6 protein-coding genes are annotated in these 14,263 nt (G+C 52.3%); 5 read left to right on the forward strand and 1 reads right to left on the reverse strand.

Annotation, left to right across the window (positions count from 1 at the left end; genetic code table 11):
- Positions 1 to 520 precede the first annotated feature (520 nt).
- The 5 genes from pepN (at position 521) to rpoD (ending at position 12,185) form a co-directional block, all read left to right on the forward strand.
- A complete protein-coding gene (gene pepN, locus MXE39_RS06020; RefSeq protein ID WP_246977191.1) occupies positions 521 to 3,328 on the forward strand; it encodes an aminopeptidase N in 2,808 nt (935 codons plus the stop codon).
- A gap of 433 nt (positions 3,329 to 3,761) precedes the next feature.
- Positions 3,762 to 3,989 carry a DUF2835 family protein gene (locus MXE39_RS06025; protein ID WP_246977192.1) on the forward strand — a complete coding sequence of 76 codons (228 nt, stop codon included), beginning with the start codon at positions 3,762 to 3,764 and terminating at the stop codon, positions 3,987 to 3,989.
- A 508-nt stretch (positions 3,990 to 4,497) separates the two neighbouring features.
- The gene (pyrD, locus tag MXE39_RS06030; protein ID WP_246977193.1) at positions 4,498 to 5,523 is read left to right on the forward strand and encodes a quinone-dependent dihydroorotate dehydrogenase; all 1,026 of its coding nucleotides are present in this window, start codon (positions 4,498 to 4,500) and stop codon (positions 5,521 to 5,523) included.
- A 2,575-nt stretch (positions 5,524 to 8,098) separates the two neighbouring features.
- Positions 8,099 to 8,698, forward strand: a complete 600-nt coding sequence (locus MXE39_RS06035; protein WP_246977194.1) for a cell division protein ZapC domain-containing protein — start codon at positions 8,099 to 8,101, stop codon at positions 8,696 to 8,698.
- 1,465 nt (positions 8,699 to 10,163) lie between these two features.
- A complete protein-coding gene (gene rpoD, locus MXE39_RS06040; protein WP_246977195.1) occupies positions 10,164 to 12,185 on the forward strand; it encodes an RNA polymerase sigma factor RpoD in 2,022 nt (673 codons plus the stop codon).
- 573 nt (positions 12,186 to 12,758) lie between these two features.
- On the opposite strand, the gene MXE39_RS06045 is transcribed toward rpoD, so the two are convergent.
- Positions 12,759 to 13,418: an HAD family phosphatase gene (locus tag MXE39_RS06045; RefSeq protein WP_246977196.1), complete on the reverse strand. Its 660-nt coding sequence runs from the start codon at positions 13,416 to 13,418 to the stop codon at positions 12,759 to 12,761.
- Between the last annotated feature and the right edge of the window lie 845 nt (positions 13,419 to 14,263).

The following is a 14,263-nucleotide window of genomic DNA, read 5'->3' on the forward strand; positions in this document are numbered from 1 at the left end:
TCAATGCCTAAGGCCATGGCCCTGGGCACCGGTAGCAGAGCAGCCAGGGGCTGTGCGACATACATGGCCCTGGGCACCGGTGGCAGAGCAGCCAGGGGCTGTGCGCCATACCTGGCTGCCAGCAGCTGCAGGGCTGGACGGTGTGCAAAGAGTGTGGTGAATCGATTCTGAGGCAGATGCCCCAAGGCGGACTATGACAGGGGACAGGGCATTCAAAAAGGGCAGGGGGCCGGACAGATATTTACCTGACTTGACTGCTTTGAGCAGGAGCTGAGGCGGGCTGTGAGCTGCCTTGCAGTGGCGTGGGATACTGCGCTCTGGCCCTGGGTGCGCCTGGTGGGCAGAGCAGTGGTCGTGGGCATGGATTTTGTGGCTTTCAGGCAGGGTCTGGCAACAGGGAAAGTGCAGTTTAACCTGCACGGAAAGGGAGGTTTGACCTGCATGGAAGGTGCGGTTTGACTTATAGGGAAAGGCCGTTCTATAGTATGCGGACCGTTTGTTTTGATCAGAGGAGAATAGGATGGCAAACAGTAATTTCAAGGCCAAAAAAAGACTTGATTACAAAAAGCCTGAGTTTACAGCTACTGACATCGATCTGACTTTCCAGCTGGGCGATGATTATACAGTGGTACGTTCTACTGCCCACTATGTCCGTCAGACCTCTGACAGCAAGGCACCGCTGCGCCTTGACGGTGAGGACCTCAAGCTCAATGACGTACTGTTAAATGGTCAGCCATGCAAGTACAACGTCAATGAGAACGAGCTGGTGGTTTTTGAGGTCCCTGATGATTTCGAACTCACTACCGAGTGTGTGATTAATCCTGCTCAGAACACCTCCTTAATGGGCCTGTACAAGTCTTCAGGCTGCTTTTGTACCCAGTGTGAGCCTGAGGGCTTCCGCCGCATCACCTACTTCCTTGACCGTCCTGATGTTCTTGCCAGGTACCGTGTAACCATTATTGGTCCTGATTACGGCTGCGGCGTACTGTTAAGTAACGGTAACCTGGTAGACTCAGGTGTTAAGAACGGAAAGTACTACACCACCTGGGAAGATCCTTTCCCTAAGCCATCCTACCTCTTTGCTCTGGTTGCCGGTACTTTCGATATTATCGAGGACACCTTTGTAACCCGCTCCGGCCGTGAGGTTAAGCTCGGTCTGTATGTTGACCGTGGAGCCTATGACCGTGCCCTGTGGGCCATGCAGTCCATCAAGGATTCCATGGCATGGGATGAGTCCCGCTTCAATCTTGAGTATGACCTTGATAACTTCAAGGTAGTAGCTGTGGACTTCTTCAACTTCGGCGCCATGGAAAACAAGGGCCTGAATATCTTCAACTCCAGCTGCGTGCTCGTTGATCCTCAGACTGCTACCGATACCAATTACTACACAGTTCAGGGCGTTATCGGTCATGAGTACTTCCATAACTGGACCGGTGACCGTGTTACCCTGCGTGACTGGTTCCAGCTGTCCTTAAAGGAAAGTCTCACCGTATTCCGTGACCAGGAATTCTCAAGCGATGTTAACAGCCGTGTGCTGACCCGTCTTGATGCCATCAACGTTATCCGCTCCCGTCAGTTTGCCGAGGATGCAGGCCCAATGGCCCATCCGGTACGTCCAGAGCAGGTAATGGAGATGAACAACTTCTACACCGTCACTATCTACGACAAGGGTGCTGAAGTTATCCGTATGATTCATACCATTCTGGGCGAAGAAAAGTTCCAGAAGGGTATTGCTGATTATCTGTCTCGCTATGACGGTCAGGCTGCCACCATTGAGGACTTTATCCTCACCATGGAAACAGCCTCCATGACCGATCTGAGCCAGTTCCGTCGCTGGTACTCCCAGGCCGGTACCCCTGAGCTCTATGCCACCTGGGACTGGCAGTCTGACGAGGCCAATGCCGAAGGTAAGGACAGCGCCGCAGCTCAGTCACCTGAGGGCCAGTCCGGCACCAGTGCAGCCCAGGATGCCGCAGCAGGCGCCGCAGTTGAGGCCGCCGCAGAAGCTGCCACTGAAAGCGATGCCGGTCAGGGCGGAGCGCAGGGCGCATCCTGCACTGGCAAATGCAAGCTGGTACTTACCTTCAAGCAGAGCACCCCTCCAACTCCAAATCAAAATACCAAGGAGCCATTTGTTATTCCGGTACGCACTTCCTTTATTGCTCCGGATGGATCTGAGGTTGTTCCTCCAGAGCTGCCAGAAAATGGCGTGCTTATGTTTACTAAAGAGGAGCAGAGCTTTGAGTTTACAGGCCTGCCTGAGGGCACTTTGCCAGCCGTGCTGCGTGACTTCTCCGCTCCGGTAAAGCTCAAGGCCACCTATGAGACTGAGGACTACATCAGAATGCTGCAGCACTGTGATGATCCTTTCATCCGTGTTGACTCCTACATGTCCTTAATCAATGACTTTATCCACTCCAACATTGACAAGGTCATGAATGGCGATCTGCCTGAGCCTGAGGCCATTATACGTGCCATGCAGTATGTCATTAACGATGAGTCTATCGACATGCAGCTCAAGGCCAAGCTCATTACTGTGCCTGACCTTATTACTCTGATGGAGACCTTCAAGAAGATCGATCTGGACAGCCTGGCTGCCACCCGCGAGAAGCTGTGCTCTGCCATTGCCGCTGCTCTGGCAGTTGACTTCAAGGGTCTGGAGCACCGTACCCGCTCAACTGCCAAGTACAAGTATGATGCTCAGAGCGCTGCTCAGCGTGCCCTGCATAATGCAGCCATGTTCATGGTTGCTGTAGGCTACATTGCCGATGACGATGGTCTTAAGGCCGATGATCTCATCTCCAATGCCTATGAGAACGCCAACAACATGACCGATCGACTGGCTGCCCTCAAGGCTGCTGTTGATCTGGAGCTGCCTTGCAAGAGCAAGCTGCTGGACAGCTTTGAACAGAGTTACAGCGATGATCCTCTTACCTTTGACAAGTACTTCTCTGTTCAGGCCGCTGTTTCCAGTGAGGAAACTGTAAAGACTGTACGTCGTCTCATGGATCACCCACGCTTTGACATCACCAATCCAAACCGCGTGCGTGCCCTTATCGGTACCATGGGCTACAACAACCCTGTAGCTCTGCACCGTCGTGATGGCATGGGTTATCTGCTGATGCATGATGTGGTCAAGAAGCTCGATGGTATCAATCCGTCCGTTGCTGCCCGCATCATGGACGGTATGATTAACTATCACCGTCTGGACATTACCCGCATCAACAAGGCTGAGGAGTATCTCAACAAGATCAAGGCTCTGCCTGATCTCTCCCGTTCCGTATACGAGAAGATTAACTCCGCCCTTGAGAGCAACAAGCAGCAGTAATCTTCCCGGCGCAAGCGCGCCCCGGGAACTCTTACCTTAAATACTGACCCTGTCCCTCGCCGCCGCCAGCAACAGTCGCTGACTGCAGCTGACCCCGGCCGCCACTGCAGCTGGCTGCAGCTGCCCCGGCTGCCACTGCAGCTGGCTGCAGCTGCCCCGGCTGCCACTGCAGCTGACGCCAGCTCGCACCATACGGCAGCGGCGGGGGAGGCAGAGAGCGGCGCCATGGCGGCAGCAAAATAATCTGCTGCCGCATGGTGCTTCCAGGTCTGTCCCTGGATTAAGGCTCTAACATATGTACAGAGGCCGGGTCACGCCAGGTAAAAAATGCCTGAATTTATGGTCCTTAAGGACCCATGACTGCAGAGTCTCAGGACTCTGCAGTTTTTCGATCAGTATCTGTAAAAGCATTATTCTGTCTTAGGAACTCAGTATGAGTGGTGAGCGCTACTATCATTTCAATCTCAATATCGATCCCGAAGAGCTGATGCGCCTGTACCGTGGTTCAGTTCACAGGCTCAGAGCACGCTCCCTTGAGGGGGTTGTTGTTGATCTTGATGCCAATCACCTGCGCAGCTTTACCACTCGCTCAGGCATCCAGGGCAGATTCCGTCTGGTTGTAACTGCCCAGAACAAATTCATTCGCCTTGAGCGCATCTGAATACTGCCCTTATCCTGGATAACATACTGCCCCGGCACCAGGCTGTCCCCGGACCGGTACCACATCCGGCTGTACCAGCTGCAGCATCAACAGCGTCAACAGCCTGCGCCGTAATGGGCAATGAATGCTGGGACCATCCAGTAATGAGTGCTGCGCGGCATCATGCCCCGAAACTGAGCGTTCCCAAAACTAAATTGCCCGGCCACCTGCAGCTGCTCTTGTTTAAGCTGTAAGAGTATGCGGCAGCTGCCTGGAGCTGGCAGCGCCTGAGGTGTCACGCCTTGCAAGGCCACTGGTCTGTGATAACGCTGCAGCTGATGCTGAATCAATGGTCATGGTGGCCGTTTATGGCTGTAAGTGATGCAAAAGTTTCCATGCTGCCTGTTTTACACAGGAAAGATAATGGCGCTCAGGGGCTGGATGGCAGCGTCCGCGCAGTCATGCTGCCGGGAATTGCCAGGGCATGTGCAGCAAGCTCTGTGAGCTGCATGCAACAGTGGAGAAATTCATGTCAATTTATTCTGTCTACCCAAATCTGATTCGTCCTCTGCTCTTCAGCATGGACCCGGAGAATGCCCACGATCTGACCCTGAAAGTGGCTCATATGCTTTCATCTGAGCCTTTTACCAGATTCTTTGGTCAGCAGGTGCCTTCCCGTCCAGTAGAGGTAATGGGTCTGAAGTTTGATAACCCGCTGGGACTTGCTGCCGGTCTTGATAAAAATGGCGAGGCCATAGACTTTCTGGGAGCCCTTGGTTTTGGTCACCTCGAGCTTGGCACCGTAACTCCTTTGTCTCAGGCCGGAAATGCCCGTCCCCGTATGTTCCGTGTAAAGCAGGCCCATGGTCTGATTAACCGCATGGGCTTTAACAACAAGGGCGTCGATTTTCTGGTTCAGAACCTGCTAAAACGCAAATACAAGGGCATTGTGGGCGTTTCTATTGGCAAGAACGAAGTTACCCCTATTGAAAAGGCTGCTGATGACTATCTGCACTGTATGAACAAGGTTTATAACCACTGCGATTACATTGCTGTAAACATTTCCTGCCCAAATACCCGCGATCTAACAGCTCTGCAGGAGGCCGGCCCGCTGGTGGAGCTGCTGACCACCCTGAAAAACGAACAGGGCAAGCTGGCCTCTTCAAGTGGGCGCTATGTTCCACTGGTGGTCAAGATTGCCCCTGATCTTGATGATGTACAGCTCGAGGCCGTATGCGATGCCTGCATCAAACTCAAGGTTGACGGCATGACCTGCACTAACACCACCACCTCTCGCGAGGAGATTCATGGTCTGCCACACGCAAGTGAGTGGGGCGGCTTGTCAGGTGAGCCTCTGCGTCACAAGTCTACTGTGGTACTCAGAAAGGTAGCCGGTCACCTTAAAGGTCAGATCCCGATTATTGGTGTAGGCGGCATCAGCGGCGTTATTGCCGCCCGCGAAAAGCTCCAGGCTGGCGCCTCACTGCTGCAGGTTTACTCTGGCTTTGTATACCAGGGCCCATCCCTCATTCAGGACATAGTCTCCAACGTCTAAGCCCGGCAACCGGCCCATGCAACCATGCAAGGCAATCATGCCCGGCAACCGGCCCAGACAACCATGCAAGCCAACCATGCCCGGCAACCGGGCCATGCCCGTCAAGGCCACGCCATATCAGGCCTGGGCTCATACGATTTGCCGCATCTCGCGCCCGGAGCCGCGCCTTCTTATCTGACCATAAGCGCTGCAGCCAGTGGCCTCAGTGCTATGCGTCAAGCTGTAATGCTTGCAGCTCCGGCATTTGAGTGCCAGAAAATCAGATTTAATTTCCAGGAAACAGGCAGCACCTGCAGTACGTCAGGCTGTCTGTTTTTGTTTTGGGCCTGTGAAAACCAGATGAATAGCCACTCCTCAGGCAGAGCTAAATATGGACGCTCATTTCCGTCCGGCTGCCGAGTCAGTCCTCAGCACCTGATATCCTTCATTAGCTCCCTGAAAACTCTACTTTGACTGCAATCTCAATCCAGCACTGCGCCTCATTACTGATGATTTTGTCCCGGCAAAAATTTCGCCCGGAACTGTCCAGCCTCAAAGGTCCCGCAAATACTTAATACTCTGGAAGCAGTTCAGCATCCACAATCTGGCAAATACCTTTGCACATCCCGTATTTATGTCATACCTGGGTACAGCCCGTATTTAGCCCATATGAGGGCACTGCCATTCTCGACGTTATATCAGGCAGGCACATTAGACAAGGAGCTCTCAGCCTGCTGAGCAGGGAGCTCTGAAATCCCTGTATGCAGATACCGGGAAAATGACTTGCACCTGTAATGAATAACGCAATGAATCTTGCACTCATAGCGGACTACAGAAAATGCTCAGCCGGTAATAGTGGTTCTTTAATCAGAGAGTTGCTTTAAGCAGGGAGCTGTTTTAAATTTCGGCACTTCTCAGCACACTGTGCGCAGCACGTACGTAGGGAAGCAAATGGCAGGTCGTTGACACCTGGATGGTTGTAGCTGAATGTGGCTGGATGTAGCTGGATGTGGCTGGATGTGGCTGGATGTAGCTGGATGTGGGTGGCTGGATTTTTGTCAGGTATGGAGCATGGAAGAGGCTGCGAATGCTGAGCCTTTGACTCTGCTATGACTACAGCTCTGATGGGGACGAGCATGCCCGGGGCGGGCAGCTGGCAGCTGAACTTTATTGGCTTCCGGATATTGGCTGTGGAGGAGAGGCGGAGCTCGGGAATTATGAGCTGAATTGGGATTTTGCGGCCTGGTTTTTCTTCTGGCGGGGCTGGGGTCAGTTGTGATGTGTGCCTGGAATAAAAGGGAATTATTTTTATTCTTGTTTCCCGGCGATTCCCAGCTGTTCCCAGGAAAGTATGCATTTAGTTGATTAACTTGTCGGGATTGTCCCTGAAATTTAACAATGGCAGGGCATAATCATGATTATGGGGGCTGTAATGGCCTTGTGGCCGGTGTGCAGGGATAAACAGTGACCAGGATCCGGCATTTATCAGACACTGACACTGATTAATACGGCATGGGTGCACACGCACGACGTTGTTGAATGTATTCAGTTTCAGCCTGTTTGGATTTATCTAAATGAATGGATGGATGTGTTCGGAAAAGAGCAGATAAGACGAGTTACAAAATCGCCCTTAATCAGGGCACAGTCAAGTATGAATAAGGCAGTAATGGCAGATATATGGAATTTTCCCTGAGGGGTTATGTAGAAAAATAATGGTCGTAAAACCATCAATTTCATGCTGAAATATGGCACCGCGCTAATTTTGCGTTGGAAAATAAAATATATACACACATTTTTTGCCTGTTTGTGTTAGTCTAAATAAGGCAACGTTTGCTTTATGGCCCACCTGCCATCATCAGGGTCAGTAAGGTATTACGAAGCTTAATCAAGAATTGAAACTGGATATCTCCTGTTGTGATGGCCCGCCCTGCTCTCTTACCTCTGTAGAGTGCTGTGAGACTGATGAATGCGGAATTTTCGGGGATATCAAATACAGCTCATTATCCGGTCATGAGTGCAGACAACGGCGTTTGCTGAAGCACTCTCAGACATGGCAGGGACAGTGAGCTCAGGCGACAGTGTGTAAGGACTGTTATTTCAGTCGCAACTGCCCTCCAGTCAGTTTGACATGGACCATAATTATCAGGGACGCGTGCAAGTATCTGATAACCGGTCAGGCTGATATGACGAGTGCCGCTAGACCGGCCTGCAGGTGTAAACCTGACAGGATATGGTGCTGTGCGGTTAATGGTGGTTGGAGTATTATTGCGCGATATCGTCAAGGCGAATCGTGCTGCAGCGTTTAAGGCGTCTGCTGAGTATTACCAGGCAAGACCATGTTTTTGCATGGCTGTTTTGTGTGTGCTCTCAGAGCCTGTGCCGGATTGTACGGGTAATGATGCAATGAGCATTCCATGGCAGGATATTCCTGTTGTGGCGTGCTGTCTATGGTTATCCATGCTTTCATGGTTGTATAATTGCGTCATGTGTCTTCGCAAAACGGAGACTCCGTCGCACTGTGATCATGTGTGGCACTGATTAAAGCGCTGAGTGGACTGAGTAACTTATAGTTACGTCTGTCTAAGGAACTACGGGTATGCGGATAACTCCTGGCGAGTCATGGACCTGGTCGTACAAAAGTATCGATGACGGAAACTACCTTGGCCTGATCATCACCTCTGATGATGGCAACAGATACTTTTTCCGTACCAACTTCAAGGTACAGAAGCTTGCTGTCTTCCCTGAGAACGGCGCACCTTTCTGTGTGCTCGATGCTCAGCTGCTCAACGACTTCATGTCCGGATTGAATGAAATCGGTGTCTACGACAATGAGTCCGAACAGGATGTCTCCATCAATATGGAGCTGGCTCTCAATGCCGTAGCCTGCAACCGTTTCGTGGCAGCGCCACGTCGCGTGATTGAACACGCTTTCATTCCGTACATGGGAAATATCGAGCATATCAATCGTGGTCAGGTAGTTTCTCTGTACACCAAGGACAAGAAGGTATGTGACTTCATTGCCCTTGATGGTGACGATGAAGCCGTCGACGGTGCCTACCGTCTGATGTTCGTAAACCGCGAACTCAAGATAGGCAAACAGATTCTCTGCGTTGGTGCCCTTATCAAGGTGCCTCGTACCCTCATCTGCCCATTCCGTGCCTTAAGCAAGTCCATAGACAATATGGGCTATGCATAGCATGGGCAAAGGCTCTGCATGGCATGGACAAAGACCATGGACAGCATGAGCAAAGGCTCTGCACAGCATGGGCAAAGGCTCTGCACAGCATGAGCAAATGCCTTGTCTGCTCTTGCGATGCATGCTCACAGATTAAGAGCAGCCTCAAAACAGCCCAGCCTGCATGAATGGTTCAGGATTGCGGCTGACATGCATTGAAGCGGCGTAAAGCTGCTGTTGAGCTTAAGGCACAGGCAAGATTAAAGCCTCAGCAACTGCCAGGGCAGGCTGAGCTTACAGAATTCACCTCCTCAGGCCATGCTGCATAACAGCAACTGCAGCATGCAAAGGGGAAAATCAGGCTGAAGTTCTACTGCAGACTTCAGCCTGAATTATTTCCGGGCCATGGCAAATAGCCGATCCGGAAAGTGGGGATTAACTGACCGGTCAGTTGTTGCCCGGAGCAGGTCAGACCCGAAGTGCAGTAATGTTTTCAAAGGATTGAGTCTGCCATGCCGCCGCGGGCCTGGCAGTATCAGAGCAGGACGGACCGCTCAACTCCCGTAAGACAGGGAAGGTTGCACGCCGGGACCGTATCTGCCGTCCTCCTTATTCCGGCATACTGCCTGGCCGTCACCGGCCATACCTGTCCTTTGCGCAATCAAAAGCCAAACTGCCTGTAGGTGCAGAGCATCTGCAGCACATCTGCAGCGTATCCGCATAACAACTGCAGGGCAGTGCATGACAGGACAGGGCAGCTCTGCTGTTTCGCGGAACCAGCTGTAAGCCTTCTGAATGCGTACAGGCAGCTGAGCCGCCACGCCTCAGGCAGCATAATGCAGCTTTGCTGTCTGCTGACCTGCGTTGCCGGTCATAGCCGTACCTCATAGGCAGGCAGATGTTATCAGAGCCTGAAAACAGGGTATTCACCGGAAAGGATGCAAGGTCCTTAAGACAGTGGTGAAAAAGAGCAGGCTGAACAATCTGTCTCATTTCTGCTTGCTGCAGCTGGCAGTGAGCCTTTCACAATCTCCGTTTCACATGCAGGCATCTGACAGCTCAGAGCTGACAGGAGCAGAACACTTGCGCCCGCAGCCTGATGGCCGTGCGGCAGTCCCCCATATCTGCCCTGGCGTCATGCCAGCCCGGCCGCTCTGCATATAAGCCAGCGCCAGCGAGGCTGAGCGACAGCAGGGCATGGCCAGGGCCAGCGCCAGCGAGGCTGAGCGACAGCCAGGGCATGGCCAGGGCCAGCGTCAGCGAGGCTGAGCGACAGCCGGACAGGGTTGCCACAAAGGGGCAGGGTGTTTACCTGCAGGTCGTATGTATACCTGATTTGCTGTTGATGACGAGGGCTTAAAATGGCCTTGGAACGGGGTTTGATGGACAGGTGCATGTCCTTTTTGAGCTTGAAATACGACTCCGATCTTTTTATAATAGTAGATTGAGCCTTTTCTAAGCCATAGTATTAATTTGGGATCCATTAATGGAAAACAATTCCGCAAGTACCGAGTTCAAGCAGTTGATTGCCCAGGGTAAGGAGCACGGCTACCTTACTATTGAAGAAATCAATGACAGAATTTCTCCTGATCTCGTTTCAGGTGATCAGCTGTCGGTCTTAATACAGACCTTCATTGACATGGGTATTAACGTCTGTGAGACCCCGCCAGATCCTGATGAGATCTTATTAAACGAGAACTCTCAGTCAGTTGAGTCTGAAGACGTAGAAACAGTTGCCTCCCAGCTGGACAGCTCGGTGGAGATCGGTCGTACTACCGATCCTGTACGTATGTACATGCGTGAGATGGGTAATGTCTCACTGCTGACCCGTAAGGACGAAATCGAGATCTCCAAGCGTATTGAGCGTGGTACCAACGATGTACAGAAGTGCATTGTTGAGTTCCCTCTTGCCATGCGCGAACTGTTCAGAACTTTTGAGCAGGCCTGCGATCCTGAAAATGAAATCCGTCTTGCTGACATCGTTGTTGGCTTCAGCGATCCTTACATTGAAGAAGAGGAAAATGCTGAACTTCCAGACAGCTCTGATGACAGTGCAGAAAATGAATCCGGCCAGGAAGAGGATCTTGAGAATCTGGACAACATCGACTCCGTAGGCTCAGAAGTCGATGACCTTGAGGATATCGAAGAAGAGGCTGCTGCACCTGCCAAGAATGCCAAGGCTACTCCAGCCAAGCGTCGTGGCCGCAAGGCCAAGACCCAGGTCGAGGTCGAGATTGAGGATGAGGAAGAGGATGAGTCCGAGGACTCCAGCACCTCCAGCAACGATTCCGGTCCAGATCCAGAGATGGTAAAGCAGCGCTTTGCCGAACTGCGCGTGCAGTTTGACAAGGTAGAAGCTCAGCGTGCCAAGACCGGTGCTGTTGCCCGCCGCAAGTATGAAGAAGAATTAAAGCGTCTTACCGAGCTGTTCTCCACTTTCCGTCTGGTTCCACAGCAGCTTGAGGTTCTCCTCAACAGCATGCGTGACATGATGGAGCGCGTTAAGACCCAGGATCGTCGTATTCGTGAGATTGCCGTAAACCGTTGCGGCATGAAGATCGATGATCTGCGCAATTTCTACTCCGAGAGCAAGAACGAAGCCTCCATGGATTGGTTCGAGCGTGCTACCCGTCCACGCCGTGCCTACGCTACCCGCCTGAAGGAATACCGTCCTCAGGTGGAGCGCTGCGTTGAGGCTCTGCAGCAGATCGAGGTGGAAGCCGGTATTTCCATTTTCCGTCTGCGTGAACTGTCCCGTCGTATCATGATGGGCGATGCCATGGCCAAGAAGGCCAAGAAGGAGATGGTTGAGGCCAACCTCCGTCTGGTAATTTCCATTGCCAAGAAGTACACCAACCGTGGTCTGCAGTTCCTGGATCTCATTCAGGAAGGCAACATCGGTCTTATGAAGGCTGTGGACAAGTTCGAGTACCGCCGTGGTTACAAGTTCTCCACTTATGCCACCTGGTGGATTCGTCAGGCCATTACCCGCTCCATTGCTGACCAGGCACGTACCATCCGTATCCCTGTGCACATGATTGAGACTATTAACAAGCTCAATCGTATCTCCCGTCAGATGCTCCAGGAGAAGGGCCGTGAGCCTACCCCTGAAGAGCTGGCCTCCAAGATGGGCCTGCCTGAGGAGAAGATCCGCAAGGTTATGAAGATTGCCAAGGAGCCTATCTCTCTTGAAACTCCTGTAGGCGATGATGATGATTCACATCTTGGCGACTTCATTGAGGACAGCTCTATTGCCGTACCAGCTGATGCTGCTACTGCCGAGTCCCTCAAGAACGCCATTAATACCGTTCTGGACGACATGCCTCCAAGGGAAGCTCAGGTTCTGCGTATGCGCTTTGGCATCGGCATGACCTCTGACCACACCCTCGAGGAAGTTGGTCGCCAGTTTGGTGTTACCCGTGAGCGTATCCGTCAGATCGAAGCCAAGGCTCTGCGCAAGCTGCGTCACCCTTGCCGCTCTGCCGGGCTCAAGGGCTTCCTTGACTGATATTTGGTTCCAGGACAGGCACCGGGCGTGCTGTCCTGACCACCAGCCTGTGCAGCCAGTGCTGCACAGGCTATGCAACAGGAATACTGTCTCAGGCGGTATTCCTGTTGTGCTTTTCAGGGCACTGGTTTTGTCCCCAACGAACAAAGGGCGAACAGACATTTCGCCTGCCAGCACGTCTGCTCTCCCGTCTGCCGGGAAGCCTGCTGGACTGGTTACCGGCTGTTGCCCGGGCAGCAGCACTGGGCGCAGCCTTGGTCCCGGTACTGGGACTGGACGGGGCCGCTGCACTGGCAGCAGCCCTGGTAACCCAATGACCGGCCACTGGCGGTATAGCAGTGGCAGGAGCAGTGCGTCCAGGGGCGCCCCAGGGCAGGGAATTCATGGAATGGTGCAGGCTGCCGGTCAAACTGGAGTGACTATGTTACAAATGGAAAAAGCGGCCCATGGGCCGCTTTTTCCTTTGTTGCCGGATGATTTATGTCCGGCATGTCTTTCTGCTCTGCAGACTGACTGTGCAGTCATGGTGACCTGGGTCAGATAATTAACTGCAGTTAAAGCCCGGTGCGGGCATCAGTTGTATTCGTGGTTGTGAGGGACTGCTTCGTCCTCTGGAGTCTCCGGCTCTTCAAGTGCAGCAATAATCTGCTCATAAACCTCATCAGGATTATGCTGCCATAAGATGCCCTTGATACCAACCTTGTTAGCCATATCAATGTTGGCCTGGTTGTCGTCGATAAAGACGCAATTGCTGGCCTTTAAGTGGTAGCGCTCGAGCAGGGTGTAGTAAATACGCTTGTCCGGCTTGTTCATATGCTCTTCACCGGAAACTACAATGCCCTCGAAGTCGTCAAGGAAGCGGTACTTGGTGAAAACAGGCGGGAAGGTTTCGGCAGACCAGTTGGTAAGACCAAAAGCTTTGAAGCGTCCGTCAGCCATAATTTTCTTGAACAGACCTACGCCATCTGCAAGTTCACCCTTGAGCATCTTTGACCAGCCAGTGTGGTACAGCTCAATTTCCTTTTTCCACTCAGGGAATTTTTCGGAAAGCTCCTTAACTCCCTCGGCAAAAGGCTTGCCTGCATCCATCTGTGCGTTCCACTCGCTGTTGGCAACTTCAGTCAGGAATTTCTCCATGCGCTCGTCGTCATTGAAGTACTCACGGTACAGGTAGCGAGGGTTCCAGTCAAATAAGACACCACCAAAGTCAAAAATAATGTTGCTTCTAGCCACAACTCGACTCCACTTCAGATAGCCGGAAGATACATCCGGCAGGATAGTACATGATTAGCATAGCGCACCTGCAGGCTCATTAAAATACATAGGCCTCATAATATTTGATGCATGTGATCCAGGCGCTGTTTTTGTCTCAGGGCCGGAAAGATCCCGTCGCAATGCCTGTACTAACGCCATTCTCATCTTACCAGCTGCCCGAATCTTAATCACATTCCTGCCTGATTTGAGAGACATAACCCGTGACTGTAAGCCCGGCTTGAGTACACCCCTTCAGGGCACATTTTCAGGGAAACCATTAAGAGTACCAGGGGGCAGATCAATCTTCACTTCATTGTACCCCTGCACTTTCTTAACAAATAATTTCATCGGCTCCATCGATCCATCCATGCCGACCGCAGCAGAGCCCCCCACTGTCATCATAACTGTCCATGCTCCTCACACAATAGCCAACTGCGGGCAGTTATCCAGCCTGTCCACACGGCAGTATTAGTGCCTGTCCGCAAGGCAGTATCAGTGCTGAAACGGAGCCCGAACACTCACAATTCCATGCAGCAGCCAGTATGGCCATATAGCAGACCAGATCAGGCTTGCTCTCAAATCCATTGAGCTGTCAGCAGCGGCTTATGAACGCTCTGTACTGATCAGGCGCTGCACAGGCGTGGTCACCTCATTCAGGTCTTGCTCCGTTGCTTCAGGAGCCTTGTGTCTGGCCAATCATAGCTTGCCTTACATGCTCATAGAGCCAGTAGTCATGCTGCAGCTGATGTACGAGCGAGGTCTTGCGCATCGGTGAGCTGGTCCTGAGCGCGGCCTTTTTAAATGAGCAGCAGTGGGGAGTTGTG

The organism is Anaerobiospirillum sp. NML120511, from assembly GCF_023050955.1.
Classification (GTDB): domain Bacteria; phylum Pseudomonadota; class Gammaproteobacteria; order Enterobacterales; family Succinivibrionaceae; genus Anaerobiospirillum.

Bases quoted from the DNA above. Each gene is read 5' to 3' on its own strand.
- pepN (WP_246977191.1), top strand. From the start codon at position 521: ATGGCAAACAGTAATTTCAAGGCCAAAAAAAGACTTGATTACAAAAAG.
- MXE39_RS06035 (WP_246977194.1), top strand. From the start codon at position 8,099: ATGCGGATAACTCCTGGCGAGTCATGGACCTGGTCGTACAAAAGTATC.
- MXE39_RS06025 (WP_246977192.1), top strand. From the start codon at position 3,762: ATGAGTGGTGAGCGCTACTATCATTTCAATCTCAATATCGATCCCGAA.
- rpoD (WP_246977195.1), top strand. From the start codon at position 10,164: ATGGAAAACAATTCCGCAAGTACCGAGTTCAAGCAGTTGATTGCCCAG.
- pyrD (WP_246977193.1), top strand. From the start codon at position 4,498: ATGTCAATTTATTCTGTCTACCCAAATCTGATTCGTCCTCTGCTCTTC.